This is a genomic window from Pseudoalteromonas sp. JC28 (genome assembly GCF_013319255.1).
GTDB lineage: Bacteria > Pseudomonadota > Gammaproteobacteria > Enterobacterales > Alteromonadaceae > Pseudoalteromonas.
In genome coordinates this window covers 1-15,608 of the sequence record NZ_QOKX01000020.1, presented here as the reverse complement: position 1 = coordinate 15,608, position 15,608 = coordinate 1, and the positions used below count along the sequence as shown (strand labels likewise).

General features: G+C 43.3%; 11 protein-coding genes, 1 other RNA gene and 2 CRISPR repeat arrays. Of the genes, 5 read left to right on the top strand and 7 right to left on the bottom strand.

Annotation, left to right across the window (positions count from 1 at the left end; all coding sequences use genetic code 11):
- Positions 1-265: 265 nt before the first annotated feature.
- From cas6 to DS891_RS24100, 7 genes are read right to left on the bottom strand one after another with little or no spacing between them, the layout of a single operon-like run.
- Positions 266-1,147, bottom strand: coding sequence for a CRISPR system precrRNA processing endoribonuclease RAMP protein Cas6 (gene cas6, locus DS891_RS24130; protein ID WP_174171159.1), 882 nt, complete (start codon positions 1,145-1,147; stop codon positions 266-268).
- 1 nt (position 1,148) lies between these two features.
- The gene (locus DS891_RS24125; protein ID WP_174171158.1) at positions 1,149-3,293 is read right to left on the bottom strand and encodes a TIGR03986 family CRISPR-associated RAMP protein; all 2,145 of its coding nucleotides are present in this window, start codon (positions 3,291-3,293) and stop codon (positions 1,149-1,151) included.
- Complete coding sequence (locus tag DS891_RS24120; RefSeq protein ID WP_174171157.1) at positions 3,293-3,751, bottom strand: hypothetical protein; 459 nt, start codon at positions 3,749-3,751, stop codon at positions 3,293-3,295. Before DS891_RS24120 ends, DS891_RS24125 begins: the two co-directional genes overlap by 1 nt.
- Positions 3,748-5,130 (bottom strand): RAMP superfamily CRISPR-associated protein, encoded by a 1,383-nt coding sequence (locus DS891_RS24115; RefSeq protein WP_174171156.1) that lies wholly within the window; start codon positions 5,128-5,130, stop codon positions 3,748-3,750. The genes DS891_RS24120 and DS891_RS24115 overlap by 4 nt, the downstream gene beginning before the upstream one ends.
- Entirely contained in the window at positions 5,130-6,680 is a 1,551-nt protein-coding gene (locus tag DS891_RS24110) for an RAMP superfamily CRISPR-associated protein (protein WP_174171155.1), read from the bottom strand. Before DS891_RS24110 ends, DS891_RS24115 begins: the two co-directional genes overlap by 1 nt.
- Positions 6,680-7,291 (bottom strand): RAMP superfamily CRISPR-associated protein, encoded by a 612-nt coding sequence (locus DS891_RS24105; RefSeq protein WP_174171154.1) that lies wholly within the window; start codon positions 7,289-7,291, stop codon positions 6,680-6,682. The genes DS891_RS24110 and DS891_RS24105 overlap by 1 nt, the downstream gene beginning before the upstream one ends.
- A complete protein-coding gene (locus tag DS891_RS24100; protein WP_174171153.1) occupies positions 7,288-9,012 on the bottom strand; it encodes a hypothetical protein in 1,725 nt (574 codons plus the stop codon). Before DS891_RS24100 ends, DS891_RS24105 begins: the two co-directional genes overlap by 4 nt.
- A gap of 176 nt (positions 9,013-9,188) precedes the next feature.
- Between DS891_RS24100 and cas1 the strand changes: the two genes are divergently transcribed.
- From cas1 to ssrA, 5 genes are all read left to right on the top strand, one after another.
- Positions 9,189-11,237, top strand: coding sequence for a CRISPR-associated endonuclease Cas1 (gene cas1 / locus DS891_RS24095; RefSeq protein WP_174171152.1), 2,049 nt, complete (start codon positions 9,189-9,191; stop codon positions 11,235-11,237).
- Positions 11,234-11,518 (top strand): CRISPR-associated endonuclease Cas2, encoded by a 285-nt coding sequence (gene cas2 / locus DS891_RS24090; RefSeq protein WP_174171151.1) that lies wholly within the window; start codon positions 11,234-11,236, stop codon positions 11,516-11,518. The genes cas1 and cas2 (DS891_RS24090) overlap by 4 nt, the downstream gene beginning before the upstream one ends.
- Positions 11,512-11,793: a CRISPR-associated endonuclease Cas2 gene (gene cas2, locus DS891_RS24085; protein ID WP_174171150.1), complete on the top strand. Its 282-nt coding sequence runs from the start codon at positions 11,512-11,514 to the stop codon at positions 11,791-11,793. The genes cas2 (DS891_RS24090) and cas2 (DS891_RS24085) overlap by 7 nt, the downstream gene beginning before the upstream one ends.
- Before the next feature lie 581 nt (positions 11,794-12,374).
- Positions 12,375-12,687: a CRISPR direct-repeat array (repeat unit 35 nt; unit sequence GTTTGGAGATACCCCGTTTAATAGGGGATTAAGAC).
- A 651-nt stretch (positions 12,688-13,338) separates the two neighbouring features.
- Positions 13,339-13,762: direct repeats of the CRISPR family, unit length 31 nt; unit sequence GTTACACCCCGCACACATAGGGGATTGAGAC.
- A 462-nt stretch (positions 13,763-14,224) separates the two neighbouring features.
- Positions 14,225-14,692 (top strand): hypothetical protein, encoded by a 468-nt coding sequence (locus DS891_RS24080; RefSeq protein ID WP_174171149.1) that lies wholly within the window; start codon positions 14,225-14,227, stop codon positions 14,690-14,692.
- Positions 14,693-14,870: 178 nt separating this feature from the next.
- Positions 14,871-15,227: a transfer-messenger RNA gene (ssrA, locus tag DS891_RS24075) on the top strand.
- Positions 15,228-15,608: the final 381 nt, after the last annotated feature.

Below are 15,608 nucleotides of genomic sequence, written 5' to 3'. Positions count from 1 at the left end.
TAAAAGATGACTCAGGTGGTTTTTTAGTGCGAAGTTTACTTCGGCGATTATAAAAAGACTTGGTACTAAGGTTGTGCTGCGTGCAGAAGTCAGTGACAGACAAACCACTGAGTTCCTGTTGTTCGATAAGTTTCAGCCATTGCTCTGCGGTTTTGTGTTTAGGCATGGTCAGCTCCGAATTGAGATCAGAGCTGTACTTTATAGGCTGAGCGTATTCAGTAGCTAGGTGTGGTTCAGGCGACGCTTACGATGTGACTAAACTCACCTAGCCGATAAGCTCGTAGTGACCTAGACCAAAAGTGGTTTTGCCGCCAATACTAAGTACTTGGCCGATTTGTAGCCAAGGCTTGGCTGGGGCAATATCGCCGTAAAAGCTGATCAATCCTTTTAATCCACCGAACGGCTGTTTGGTACGCTGTTTAAGAGAAAAGCGCTGCCAGTTTTCAAAGTAGCAATGATGCTCCAATTGGTATTCACCTAATCTAGGTTGAGACATGTGGATTTCTTTTAGAAGCGTTGGGTCGTCAGCCAACCAAAACTTGGTGAGTTGCGTGAGCCGTCTACAAGTTTGGCGATTTAGCTCATACAGATCGGGTAAAAAACTCGCCGAGATATTTCCCTTATACTTTAATCGTAACGGGCTTTTTAAATGCAACGCAAGTTCACATGGAGCATCCGTTACCTCTGGGCTTATCCAGTCTCGTAACATGGATGTCACTACCCCAGGTAAAATACCATTCGGTAGCACGCTCGCGACCGAAAGCAGCTTAACAGGGCTGCGCCCTTGTGTTGTATATTCCCCAACTCCAAGCCGAGCGCCTTCATTAAGTGCGTCAATTACCCGCTGCGCCAAGTGCACAGCTTCAGCAAATAACACCAAATCAAAGCTCAGCAATTCTCCTTTTTGCCATTGCTGTTTATGCTCATCCGTCAATTTGATTGCATAAGGTTTGGGTTGACCTACATCGTGTTCTGCACACAAGATATAAAACAGTTTTTCATCATGCTGTTTTATCGCCTGTCCAAACCAACCATGAAACATCGACCCCTTAAAGTCAGGCAACGTCGTTTGCGCTTGAAGCTGTAAAGTAAACCTAAGCCGCAGCACGGGAAAGTGCTGGGCTAAGGTGAAGATAGAGTGGCTCATACTAAATTAAACCTTTAACACTGTTAATTAAGCGTTTTCTATCCTTTATTCTCTTCTTGCCTACATTTTGAAAATCAACAATCTCATCATCAATCAACTCAATAAGCGCAAGTAAAGCTTCTCGAGAAATTTGCTTGTCTAGCGCCTTGTCACACAAAACGACTACTTCTTTATGTAAGTTTTTTCGTGCTTGTACCTCTGTGCGCTCAAATAGTAACTTAAGCTCTACAATTTCTCTTACGTCATCTGGCATTGCATCTAACTTAGCTTGCTCTTGTTGCGCTTGCACCGCTTCTTCATGGGCTTCAATTTCTGAATAATGCATCTTAAACCAAGGAGTACTTTTAACTTCATCGGTTATTAACTGTGCTAGTCGCCCTTTAGCAAAACTTGGCGATGTTGTCGCCTTAACTTCTTCAGGTTCTTTTCGCTCAAGTGCCTGCCCTGCAACTTCTACTTTAGGCATAGCAAGTTTGTCATTTTGTATCTTAGTGTAATCACCAGAATCGAAGTCGATGTAATTATTGTTGGTACTTTCATGTGTTGCTGGATCTGCAAGTGCGATAAGGTGAGTTAATTGGGGGCTATCACTCCACGAACTGTTATCGCTGGGGTAAGCACGCTCCATCAGCTGCATATAGCGAGCTATGAACTCTGTTGCCGTGCAGGCTTTACCATTACAATTCAGTTCAGTCACCTTAATTCCGCAAGCTCCAGCACCTAAACTTTTTCCATGACCTATTTGGTGCAAACATTGTGGATTTTCTCCATAGGTTAATGCCCACAATAAAGCACCCAGTTCTTCCGGCTTCAAGTTGTGAAATATCACCCGACCATAGAACTGTGCTTCTGATGGTAATAGCTCAACATCACTCACAACACTGTTATTCTCGTGCCTTTGATGATTATAGTTGCTTTCAAATTTGGTTAAAGATTTATATCTTTTCCAACCCGATAGCTCAGCATTGTTACTGTTGTAATCAACATAATGATCTTTAGTAGGCTGTTCTAGATAAGTCGCCAAAAAGCTCGGTTTAGGCGACCCCAAAATAACTTTTTTAAAAGGTGCATCGTATTTATTTTGGCAGACTGCGTCTGTAAAACTCACCCGGCTTTTTAGACTCAGCCCACCCTCTCTGAGCGTTCCAAAAATACATTCCGCCATATCAAAAATTAGGGCTTTACTTGCATCTTTCTGTTTACGACCCACTAGCTCTGAAAAACTGTGCTTGTACATCATCCTCGGCAGTTTTGCCAGCCCCAGTGTTTTTATATTCTTGGTATTTTTATCTATCAAAACAAAGACCGGTAGCCCCTTTTCAGGGTGAGGGTTCATTTTCAAAAACTGCACCTGCGCTTCATTATGGCTATTCAAACAGTCTTGAACTAGGGCGTCTAAACCTGAGCCTGATGCGACCTCTTTTGATTTACCATAAAAGCAATAGCTAAATTCATAATACTCTGCCTTACCTTTGCTTTCATCGACAACTCTATTGTTGCAAAATACGATGTTTCCCTTAGTCCCTCCTTGGCCAACATGTTTAATTTTTTCAGTGCCGTCCTGCCCACGTTTTAGTGTCTTCGTGTCAAACTCAATCTCCGTGGTAATTGGGAGCACTTGGTATTTTTCAACCGCTGACATTTCATTTCGAATGTTTACCTGACATTGAGACTTGAGATCTGTGTGCTTCACTTTGGCAAACTTGCATAGACTCAACTTCCAAGTTGATGACTTGTCGCAATATTTAACCCAGCCAGCCTCTACTCTCGCTTCTTTAGAAACATATTTTAAATATTCACTACCAGAAGATACTGTGCGATAGGAAAGACGCTGATCATCTATTGACGTAAATTTACCAAAACTTGATATTTCTAGGACGTTTCTGATCGTACCTTTTAATGATGTACTAGGAATGATAAATTTCCCACATGGTGTTTTCTGCCAGACTACCTTTGTTGGTTGGTTTTCTTGCTTCTTATGCTCACTACCAACACACATTGGCGTTTTGTTGGTTAACGTATATTCAATACTGCCGCTCAGGCCATCTTGAAAAGGAACATCGTGACTGACTAAGTGCGCCCACTCAGGCATATAAACCCATTTTGATAATGGTACAAAATGGTATGGTGCATGTACTTGGCTCATTAGTCTTCCTCCTTGCTAAAACCAATAAATTGCTGCACAACTGGCTGCCAGCGTTCATCAATGAGTTGATACCAAATGAAGTAAGTGGCAGGCCCATATCGAGTAATCAAAGTTTGTTTTTTGTACACTTGATGTTGCGTTTTTTCGTCCACGACTTCCATACAAACAAATTGGTACTGGTTTTCACCTAACAGTTTCACTTTGATTGTTTTTGTCCCGTTCGACCACTCACCTTCTATGAGATCGTTGCGACTTGTCAGCGCTGTATCTTTAATAATTTCATCGCGATACATCGCCCACCCAAACGTCGCATCCATTGAGTTAACAGTCTCAATTACGGCATCGACACTTTTTGTACTGTATTCATGTTGTAATTTAGCTGCAGTAAGTGTTGGTAGCGGCTGCTTAATTGTTGTTTGGGCATTTTCTTTCAGCTTGTTATAGGTATCAATACTCATTGGATTGCCTCCGAACTTAAATGGGCTAACGCTCCTTTGCCGATTGGATCAGTTGGTTTGATAAGACTCGTTCCACGCCCTGCGCCAGCCCCAAGCGGCAATAGGCCATTCGTCAAGTCGTCCATTGTCGCCTCTAGTGCTTGTACCAGATTTTGGTCAATCGGTTCACCAGGTAATAACCAAATACGCACACTAATTGCTGGCTCGTAAAGTAGTTCTTCACTGTATAACGCTCCCCTGCGCACGCCGCCTGTAAAACGGTCAATACTGTTGTGATAGCGCACAGTCACCTGCTCCGGCTTATACACTATTGGGCTGTCTTCGATCATCAACCGGCCAGCTTTCGACGCCTGATGATCATCATCAATTTTGCCGAACAATTCCGCTAATGCGTCTGGCCTTGTTTCCCATTCTTGGTTCGTTTTATCCGCGAGTGTTTCGGCAAAGCGCTCTGTAATACGGTTGTAATGAAATGCACTACGATGTGCCAAAATACCTTTTATAGCGCTGCCACAAAGCACAGGCTTTGGATCTTGCCAGCTTGGTATGCCATCTTGCCAACTTACGCTGGGTTCACTGTAGCTGATCATGTCTGCATCGAGACCATTTGTGTTTAACAGCTGCGTACCGCGGCCAAAGCGCCAATATCCATCAACCTTCAGTTGTAACTCGATTAATGGGCTTTCTTGTTGGCTCAGTGTATGACTGGTCGGTAGTGGGTTTGCAAAAAACTCACTAATTTTATCCGCAGGGTGGGTTTCGGTTAGGTCACTAAGATCAATATGTGCTTCTTGCACACCTATCACTTTGATTTGACCAAGCCCATTGCGTGTATCAGCCCCAAGCGCAAATAAGCGGCTATGCCACAGAGATAAAAGCCGTTGCCACTCATCTGTATCTAGCTGTTCACTCTCAAAGCTAATATCCACACAAAAACGGATCCCTTTTGGTAGCAAAATTTGGTCAAACTTTGCTTTGTCTGCCGCAACCCCTCTATCATTTATAGCCACTCGTTCACGATGATGTGGGCGCGCTTGAGAAAGCCGACTAAGTAGTGCGTCATTCTCTATTTTTGATGGCAAAACCAATCCCTTTACCGGCTTGCCTTCGCTGTCGACTAACACACCGTTAGAGATTTTCAGCAATGACCGTTGCAGTGTTGAGCCAAACCACTTTTCAGTGTCTATTTTTTGTTGTGTTGGATTGGGCTTACTTGCTTGATTTAACCACACTCCTGCAATACTGGTACCTGGAATGTATGGAAGGCCATTAGCATCACGGGCTAACTGAGAGTCAAAGCCAACCTCTCGCAAACCAGAATTAATTGCCATCGGGGTTTGTGTTTCTATCACGATGCGAGCTAATTTTAACACTGTCATTAGTTGCCTCCTTGCGGTTGGGTACTGAGATAAGCTTTAAAGCTTTTTAAGCCGTTGTAGGTTGATGGGTCATACCGACAAAGCTGCTCTAAGAATAGTCTCATTACTGCCGTTGACTCGTTAGTTAACGCTGCATCCATAGCGGCTGCAAAGTTGGTATAGCCGGTCTGGCCTTGCCACTCTATCCCCCAACCAAATTCGTCGTTTTTGGCCTTACAAATACAGTGTTCACCTTTAAATGCCAGCGCGTTCCAATTCTCAACATCAGCTTTTACCAGCTCGTATATTCTGCTCCATTGGTTTGATGAAGGGCCAGCTTGCAGATGTTTACCTATGTTATTAAAGCCTCGGGCACTATCGTAGGCCTTTTCAACTTTTCTTAGTAGCTTAAGAGCGTCCTGTTTTGCACTCGTCTTTGATTGCTCAGCAGCTTGATGCTCATTTATCCACGCAAGTAATGTGGACTCTCCCTCACCGCAGTCCGCTGCTAACTTTTGCGGCTCAACATCTAGCGGGGAATATAATTGACTTGGAGTAAGCTGCTCCGCATCATACCAATTGGGGTTGACCATCACCCAGCCTTGTCCAAATTGCTTATTAATCCCAATTCCATCAGCAGCAATTTTATTCAGTATTGTTTGGCTTAGAGTTTGGCCATTTAAATCAAACACCAACACACTTCCTTTGCTGATCACTTGTGTTTGACTGTCGAAGCTTTGGCGCTTTTGGTTAAATCTCGCGATAGTATGGCTACGAATATAGCTTTGGTCTTTATTAAGCGTTACCTCGTCTAGTTCTGAGTCTATCATTTTGCCGCTCGGTGATAGGCTACTATTCCCAAACTCGTCTAAAAACTCGCAGTCTGCGGCACACCAAAGTACCAGCTGCGACTGCAGCGATTGTGGTGGTTCGAATTTCCCTGTAATAGGTGTAACAGCCACCCGACCAAACTCGGTGTTTTTGGCACGGCCGATCCGGGTTACTTGGCGCAGTGCATTCTCAATGAGCGACTTGTATGATTCGGGCGCTTCAATCCATCCAACAAATGTTTGCGCTTGCTCAATATAGCTATAGCTATATAACTGGCCCTGCTCAACAATACCGAGCTTATTGTTAATCGCCGTTTTTGTCACTTGACCCATTTTTACTTGCGCTTCTACCCCCTTACTGGTGATAAAACCGCCGCGTAATTGCTTATATTGAGTTTCACCGCGATCATAAAACACACTCGGTATATTAATGGTTTGCTCATTTAGCTTTGCATTTTCAAATGCCAGTTTGCCTTTTTCAATATGCCATGATGCTGGAATTGGTAATGCGATTTCTCGCCCAACTAACGGGTAACAAGGACCAAATTGTACTGTGCCGGTGTGAAATATATTCCAACTTTTACTTTGGTCTTCTGCAAGCTCTGGGTATAACTTCGCGGCTAACGCCCCTAAAATGGCACTGCCAGGAATAAAGTCACAGGTATTGTGGTTATTCGTTGTTGCGTTAGATTGGCTAATGATCACAGGGTCTTGAGTTGTAATTTGATAATATAACCGCATTATGCCACCTCCTCTGTGGATGTTACGTTGATATTAACCTCTCCATAACCTCGCTGTCGCTTGGCACCGAGCGAAAAAATAAGCCGACTTACCCTATCAAGTGCTTGTGTCACGTTATCCCCAAACAGGGTAAGCACTTGTTGGTAATTGGGGTGACTGGTATTTAAACTCACACACGCATTTAGCTGCATTGGAACGGCAACTTCAACAGCCCTAAAGCTTCCCTCTTCCGCAACCCCCTTATCACCAATTTTCGTTGATTGGATCACCCTAAATAGTGACTTTTTAGCGCTTTTTCCTGACTCACTCGTAAAGTAATTTGTCTCGGCTGGAGACAGTGTCGCACTGCTAAATTGTATTACGCCTTGTTGCTGGATACCTGCTGTTCCTTCGGATCCGAACAACAAGTCTAATAATTTGCTAGCAAACCAATCTGCAGCTACGGCTTTTTCAAAACCGTCTCTGTATAGGCCTTTTAGGCTTTTACCTGGTACGTAAGGTAAACCCGCAGCATTTTTTAGTACTAACGCGTCGGCATAACTGCCACCTTCTTCACCACTGCCGATATGCCAATAGCTTTGAATGTCCAATGTTATAATGAATTGACTCATTGTGCCTCCACTGCATCAACAGGTTTAAAATAAAAACGTTCGAGTACCATTAAGTCACTGAGTGGTGAAAACCATTCACCATCTTGCTGCCAATACCACGTCGTGTCGTTTTGAGATTTACTGAGTTGATTAAAAGCATCCTCAAGCTCCGACTTTTTGCCCTTCGCCAACGTTAGCGCTCGTGCATATATGCGCGTTGCCTCGGCCATATCTCCCAAAGATAAATGGGTTAATAGTTGCCGCCATTTACTCATTGTCATCGGTGTTGACGGCTGTGTGCACACATCAAACAAATGATATAAATCCGCCAGGCATGGATAGTGCGAATGAGGCTCAACTAAATATGCCGGCAATGCGGTGGTTAGCTTCTCTAACTCTTCAAGAGTAACCGTCACATTTTGTTTTATGACCTGTTCAACATGCTGAGTCGCAGTATTAGATAAACGTAAAAATGACAACGCAGCAGGGCCAACATTATTATCAATTTGCTTAGTTAGCCGTTTCGCTTTCTCGCACAGCCCTTCAACCAAATGGTGACTGTTTGTAAATGGGTGACCTGCTTTTTGAAATAACACCCCACCGCTGGCAGACAGATAATCTTTAATATCTTTTGTTACTTCAGCATCGCCGTACTGTTTGATGACTTTTACAGTACTTGCTAACGCCTCTTTTGAAGTTTGCTTAAAAACCTCACAGAATTTTTCACTCCAAGGGAGTGCCAAATCGGCTCGGATCAACAAAGTAACATCATCGCCACCTAACACTAGCGGGCGCATAGCAAGCCTGTTATTCGTCTGCCCGTAGTCCGCCACTAGTTGAGTTGCAGCCTGAGCCGCTTTTTGCGTTGCAGCCGCAAGCCCCTCTGAAAAAGTTCGATAAGCATTGGCGTACACCGATTCGTCAGCGTCTTTCAATGCTTTGTTAAGCTTGCGTAAAATAATACCTAGCCCGTTACCGTCGATATGCACCAGTGCGATGTCTTTTCGCTCATCGTTTTGTTTGCCACTGTGTGCATTTTGTTCGGTACTAAAGTCAAAATCATTTTCGAGGTCTATTGGGTAGGTATATTTCTGTTCATTTGGCGAGTACTTACCTTGTAAAGCACCTTGGTGCTTTAAGTTCATTAACTCATAAGCTTGACGATGCAAGTCAGTGTCAAGATCGAGCCGTTCAAACTCTACCTCTTCTTTTGGTGCAAAGCGGGCAAGTTTGCTTGTTGGTACTTGAGCGTTACCTGTACGCTGGCTTACCTCTGCAATCGCAGGAGCCAGCGGTAAGTTTACTTTCGCTTGATTGCGATCAGCGGCTAACCGCTGCTGCCCCAACTTAATGGCATTTTGCAGCGCTTTAGACGGTTCATTCGTTTCTTTGTCAGGGCCATCTTCTCCATATACCAATGCATCACAAAATTCTAAACCAGGGAAAAGCTGCAGTACGGTTAACGTCCAAATATTTCGCAATGCCTGCAGCGGTGCTTTGTCATTACTGTACGCAAAAAATGCGGCGCCCTTACAACGTAAGAACTTTATCTCCCCTCGCGCTTCTTTATCAGCTAAGTTATGGGAATAACCCAACTGCTCAAGCACTTCAATTAATACACTGTTGTTATCATCAACCAACACATCTAAACGTTCACTGGCTGCAATCACGTCCTTGAGCTTACCTGTTTTAAACAAGTAGCTTTGGATAGATTTTGCCTCAAAGAGATAGCAATAAGTCATAGACTCCTTCCTATATTATTAATAATTAAACCAAACATACTGCGTTACATGTAGTTATAATAAACACCAAAAAGTATAAAAAATAAACCCACCATGAATAAACATCACAAGTTTGTGAAAAAATTACCACTTAAAAACTAGCTTAAGGTAATTGAGCAAGCCATAAGGAGTGCTTTATGAACCTCGCCTCGCTACTCACCTATAAACATTTTTATCATGCATATTTAAAAGTTAGTGAAAACAACGGTGCACCGGGTATTGATGGGATCAGTGTTCAAACGTTCGCTAAAAATGTAAAAGCCAAACTGCAAAAATTGATTTGGGAGATACAACAAGGCAGCTATCGGTGTCAGCCTTGCAAAGTGGTAGAGATCCCAAAAAATAAAGGAAGCTTTAGAAGGTTGGCCATTCCAACGGTGCGTGATCGCATTGTACAAACAGTGTTAAGCCAAGCCTTGACGCCATTTTTTGAGCCGCACTTTGAACGTTGCAGCTATGGTTATCGTCCGGAGCGTAGCTATCTGCAAGCCGTTGCGCAGGTCGAGAAGTATCGGGATGCCGGTTATACCTGCGTGCTAGATGCCGATATTAAAGGATATTTTGATCATATTCCGCAGCCCTTTTTACTCCGTGAATTACGCCACTATATTGAATGCAATGCGCTTATCGCTTTAATTGAAAACTCTTTGATACAAATGCAGCAACATCAAAAGCAGTGTGTGTATGGCGCAGCGATGGGCCTTGGCGTTCCTCAAGGTTCGCCGCTCTCCCCGGTTCTTGCAAATATGTATTTAGACAGCCTAGATGAAGCGCTGCTAGAAGCCGAATTTAAGGTCGTGCGTTTTGCAGACGACTTTATAGTACTAACCCAAACTGCCAATGAAGTTGCGCATGCTTGGTCGCTCACCCAACAACACCTTGAAGAATTAGCGCTAAATTTTAATTTAGAAAAAACCAGAATTACAGACTTTGACTCCGGGTTTGTATTTTTAGGCCATTACTTTATTGGGGGCTTAACCCAAGTACTGAAAAGTGGCACTGGTCAACCCATATTGAGCCAATGGCAGTGGGACTCACCAAGCTCCCCCACTCAACAGTCACCAAGTGCAGTAGAGTTTGAAGAACCTGAAAATCACGACTCGCAAAGCGAGCTACAAAAAGCAATTTTAGATTGCCAGCCTGAAGCCGCACAAACTGAGTTAGCATCACAACACATGAGCTTGAGCAATCATTGCCAGATCCTTTATGTTGCAAAGCAAGGGGCGGTCATCCACAAGGTAGCTGGTAAGTTTGAAATAAAACACAGTGGTGAACGTATTGATAGTCTGCCTATTAACCACGTTGATGCTATCATGACTTTTGGTGCAATTCATACGACCCGAGCTGTTAATATTCATTGCATTAGTCAACATGTGCCACTATTGATGATGTCACAAAGCGGCCATTTTATTGGTGTAATTGGAGCTTATCCTGCAATAGAGCACAGCATCATCTCAGCTCAGTTTAACGCACAGTCCTCCTCACTCAACTATGCTAAAACATTGGTCACCGCAAAAGTACATAACCTTATTCATATCATCAGGCGCAAACTCAGACTCCGCAACCCTTACCAGCAATGCACGTTAACCAAAGTACTCAGGCAGTTAATTCAACAAACTAAGCATATTTCCCACTGCACGCACTTGCAGTCGCTACTTGGTATTGAAGGGCAATGTGCCAAAGTACATTTTTTATTGCTAAAAAGCTTGTTGCCCACGCAATTTGCTTTTAACAGCCGAAACCGCAGGCCTCCAAAAGATCCGTTCAATGCTCTGCTCTCATTAGGCTATAGCATTATTTTTAATCAAGTACTTGCGTTTTGCCAAGCACGTAAACTACACATTCAGCTCGGGCATCTCCACCAAAACCGGCAAATTCCAGCGTTAGCACTTGATATGATGGAACCATTTCGCTTTATTGCCGACCTTGTCGCAACAAATTTATTAATGAGCAGAGCTTTATGCATAGACGACTTCGAAATACGAAACAAAGCCTGTTTAATTGGCGCTAAAGCAAAAAACCTGTTTATACACAGTATAGAAAAACAAATGCAAACCGAGTTTGAGTACCCCGCTCTTGGTGTAACCACCGACTTACGCCGATGTATGGACTTACAGTTAACCCAATATAAGCAAAGTTTGCTTGACGCCAATACGCCATTTTTACCCTTTAGGTTAAAACAATGAAGCATCATTATATAGTCTGCTACGACATCGCTAATAATAAACGTCGCTATCAAGTAGATAAAGTGCTAGCGCAATACGGCTGCCGCATTCAACTTAGTGTGTACGATATTGTACTCAACCAGTGGCAACTTGCTAACTTAAGAGCACAGATCAAACAACATATTGCTCAAGACGAAGACCGAGTGCATTACTACCCACTATGTTGCTGGTGTCGTAAAAATACGCGCCGTCTAGGTTCGGCCTTTTTAGACGATAGTAATAACTTTACCTGCGTATGCTAATGAATTATTTAGTATGTTTTGACATTAGTGACGACAAAGCTAGGCGACGACTCGTGAATCGCTTAGGGGAATACGGCGAACGCGTACAATACAGCGTGTTTGAAGTACAGCTTAAGCCCACACAACTCAAAGCGCTAACTGATTTCACCAATACTGTGCTGGAAACCACAGACAAAGTATTGTTTATTCCCTTATGCGGCAAAGATCTAGGCGGTAGGCAGTGCGATGGTCTAGGCACGATTTACTACGCCACCAGCTATTACTTTTGCCAATAATACGAATGGCAATTCCATCAAAGTGAAAAAACTGGTGTCAAAAACCTTGCTTGCTGCGCATGATGGAATCACTTACTGACATAAAAATAAGCATTGAAACTTCATAAAGTTAGCAAGATTGTATACAAGTTCCTATTTTATACTGTGCACAAGTATTTAGTTAGTCTAAAAGCATACACAATGAGCTATATTTGAGTTATTAAAAACCAATCAACATAACCAAAAAGAATAAAAGGTTTACACACTTTTTACCTTCTAATGCACTACACTTGCGGTTATCCACAAAATTCGACCACATAAAACTTGCTCACTTTATAAGCTGTGGACTGTAATCGACTTTGCTCTTTAAAAACATCATGTTATCACTGTACCCATGACGTAATATGACAAACTCATCGGAACAGACAAAAACGCTAAAAACCGCACGTTCTGAAGCCATTGAACTTTATCGGTTTTATGCAATAGCCCGTAAGCTAAATCGCACATATGTCAGTAGCTATTGACTATTTTAATAACTCTGGTAAAACTATGTGTTATCCACCGCTGCAGGCCGCGCCACACAAAGCGTCAACACTGTAAGGGTTTGGAGATACCCCGTTTAATAGGGGATTAAGACGGCTTCAAGAATAAAACTCTTTCGCATACCAGCTTGTTTGGAGATACCCCGTTTAATAGGGGATTAAGACTCAGCACCAAAGTGCTGCTTGACGTCTTTCAAAATGTTTGAAGATACCCCGTTTAATAGGGGATTAAGACTTATTATATCTAAAAGACAAACCCAGCTTGTGAGCGTTTGGAGATACCCCGTTTAATAGGGGATTAAGACATTTTTTCAACGAATATAGCATCGTCAAAATCTGTTTGGAGATACCCCGTTTAATAGGTTGAAACCCGTCTTGAGACAAGCGAGTGCTCGCAGCTTGGCTAGGGTTGAAACTGAGGCCTTGGACGGCCGAAGCGGTTAGCGCTTCATGGACGAATCAATGTGCACGGCCTAAAATTGGAAAGCCACTTTAAGATATCTAATTTAAGAGATTCGCGACATAAAGTCGCTGCTACGACTTGGACGGCCGAAGCGGTTAGCGCTTCATGGACGAATCAATGTGCACGGCCTAAAACTAGAAAGCTTTATAGCTAGATACCCCGTTTAATAGGTTGAAACCCGTCTCGAGACAAGCGAGTTAATAGATTCGCGACGTAAAGTCATAGCAACACCAGCCCCGTAGCAGCGGGTTTATCCCGCGATAGGAACTGTAAAATCACTTTAAGATATCTAATTTAAGAGATTCGCGACATAAAGTCGCTGCTACGAGTTATACGCCCTTCCCCCAACAATGCGCTGATGCCATAGCTTTTGATCTGTACATTATCGCTAGCCTTAGGCTCTCATCAAAATCCCTCATAGCTAGCGGCAAGTTAACTTTATGAATACCTTATAGTTTATTTAACAACCAGTAGCACAAGATCAAAAATAGCAGTACAATGACCATATCTAGCGGAAAACCGCTGATTCGCTCTTTAAAAATAGTCGCTTTGGCGCTGGCTGTTACACCCCGCACACATAGGGGATTGAGACCAATGGACTTCAAACGTCAAATGCAAACGGTTATGTTACACCCCGCACACATAGGGGATTGAGACAGCAATGGTGATGGTGTTTTGGGTTAGCTCATAAGTTACACCCCGCACACATAGGGGATTGAGACTGTCTCAGGCATCGCACCTGAGTAGAAGAACGCAGTGTTACACCCCGCACACATAGGGGATTGAGACACACTATTGCGTAACAGCTGTAAATATCGTGGCGTTACACCCCGCACACATAGGGGATTGAGACCGCGCAATGGACGTTAAGTTAACTGAGTGTTGTTGTTACACCCCGCACACATAGGGGATTGAGACCTCGAATTGGGAACCACGCTTCACGAGAACATTAAGTTACACCCCGCACACATAGGGGATTGAGACCTATCCGTTTTTTCTCACGGATAGATTGGTTTTTTTGTTTGGAGATACCCTGTCTAATAGGTTGAAACCCGTCTTGAGACAAAATAGATTCGCGACATAAAGTCGCTGCTACGAGTTGGACGGCCGAAGCGCTTCATGGGCGGATCAATGTGTACGGCCTAAAACTGTAAAACCAATTAAAGATATCTAATCTAAGAGATTTGCGACGTAAAGTCACAGCTACGCCAGCCTCGTAGCAGCGGGTTTATCCCGCGATAGGAACTGTAAAGCCAATTAAAGATATCTAACCTAAAAGATTCGCGACGTAAAGTCGCTGCTACGGGCTATATGCCCAACTGCTCCCTCTACGTACATAGATTTAAACCCATAATATTAAACCAAACCAATATCCTAGGTTTGTTGAGCCACTTTTGGGCATAAACCTTGCTGAAGTTGTTATACATATTTCAGAAGGATTTGCTAAATGAAAGTTCAACACCAAGCAATGCTATATAATCAGGCTCAGGTGCGACGCGCGCAATCAATCGAAAATGAAGCGAAGGGAAGCGTTTTGCCAGCGTCAGAGGCAACAGATAGCCATACCAAAGAAGCGCAATTCGACTTTACCCACATCACCAAAAAAGAGCTTTCTCAAGCATCCAAAGCGCTGTATGACGAAGGAATATTGGATTTAGGGCAGCATGCTTCGCTTTCTTTACATTATTTTGCTGTTGAGCAAGGTCTAAGTCAGAGGAGTGGACTCCCCTCTCCTGCCGACATTTCACAAGCCGAGAATGAAAAAATCGACGTTATCGCCATACAAAAAGCCAGCTTAAGAGAGGCCCGCCGGAGTGGCCGTTCAGAAACAGAAATTCAATTTTCTGAAAAGCTGCTCAATACTTTAGAGAACTATCAATATGGTGGCAAAGGACGATTCTTTGCAAGTGCTTAGTCGCATATATTCAACACTTACGGTCTTGTTCAACAATCGGTGAGTAATTAATCAAACACGCCTCTGCTTCGTTAAATCATCAGCAAATGGCATGATAAGCCATTGTAATGACATTAATCCTATGTATAATGCGAGACATAGTTAGATGTATAGACACTAACAGTACTGAATTTATTCAGGGGCTGATTAGGATTCGACGGGATTCAAGAAGCCTAAGGTGCATGTCGAGGTGCGGCTGGCCTCGTAAAAAAGCCGTATTTAAAGTAATCGCAAACGACGATAACTACGCTCTAGCGGCATAATAGCCCGCTAGCACTCCTCCATGATATTCTTGTGGATCTGGTTCTGGAGTGTCACCCTACACAAGATCGCTACGGAAACCCTGGCCGGGGTTGAAGGGCTAAAACTAAGCGGCCTCGCCTTTACTTATCGTGTTCGTCCGAGATTTAAAGGTTAACCAAAAGACGATACTAAACATGTAGGACCGAAGGTCGACGCTTTCCGGACGGGGGTTCAAATCCCCCCAGCTCCACCAAATAGCGCTATTGAAACCCCATTAGAACACTGTTTTTAATGGGGTTTTTAATTTTAGTGTGTTTTAATGTTGTTCTGATATGGGGCTAATTAGGGGGTGATTTGGCACGATTTTGTCGCGAAAGAAAAATTTGCGGAGAGAGAGGGAGTCGAACCCCAAAAAGCAATGTGAATACCCCTACATMCCCCGCCATATCTACGTTTTAGAATTTAGCAGTGGATATGTTGGGGTATGTTTTTCTCTGGGATAGCCCCAAAATGTCCCCAACTTTACTGGATTTTCTCTTTGATTTCTTTGACCGATTCCTTGAGCCATTTAATATCTGTTTTGTTGGTCGTTACAGCGCCATACAAAAATATGGCGTTAGCCAGTATCGTGAGT

Excerpts from the sequence above, each read along its gene's own strand:
- DS891_RS24105 (WP_174171154.1), bottom strand. The coding sequence starts at position 7,291 with ATGAGTCAATTCATTATAACATTGGACATTCAAAGCTATTGGCATATC.
- DS891_RS24115 (WP_174171156.1), bottom strand. The coding sequence starts at position 5,130 with ATGACAGTGTTAAAATTAGCTCGCATCGTGATAGAAACACAAACCCCG.
- DS891_RS24080 (WP_174171149.1), top strand. The coding sequence starts at position 14,225 with ATGAAAGTTCAACACCAAGCAATGCTATATAATCAGGCTCAGGTGCGA.
- cas1 (WP_174171152.1), top strand. The coding sequence starts at position 9,189 with ATGAACCTCGCCTCGCTACTCACCTATAAACATTTTTATCATGCATAT.
- cas2 (WP_174171150.1), top strand. The coding sequence starts at position 11,512 with ATGCTAATGAATTATTTAGTATGTTTTGACATTAGTGACGACAAAGCT.
- DS891_RS24125 (WP_174171158.1), bottom strand. The coding sequence starts at position 3,293 with ATGAGCCAAGTACATGCACCATACCATTTTGTACCATTATCAAAATGG.
- DS891_RS24100 (WP_174171153.1), bottom strand. The coding sequence starts at position 9,012 with ATGACTTATTGCTATCTCTTTGAGGCAAAATCTATCCAAAGCTACTTG.
- cas6 (WP_174171159.1), bottom strand. The coding sequence starts at position 1,147 with ATGAGCCACTCTATCTTCACCTTAGCCCAGCACTTTCCCGTGCTGCGG.
- DS891_RS24110 (WP_174171155.1), bottom strand. The coding sequence starts at position 6,680 with ATGCGGTTATATTATCAAATTACAACTCAAGACCCTGTGATCATTAGC.
- DS891_RS24120 (WP_174171157.1), bottom strand. The coding sequence starts at position 3,751 with ATGAGTATTGATACCTATAACAAGCTGAAAGAAAATGCCCAAACAACA.
- cas2 (WP_174171151.1), top strand. The coding sequence starts at position 11,234 with ATGAAGCATCATTATATAGTCTGCTACGACATCGCTAATAATAAACGT.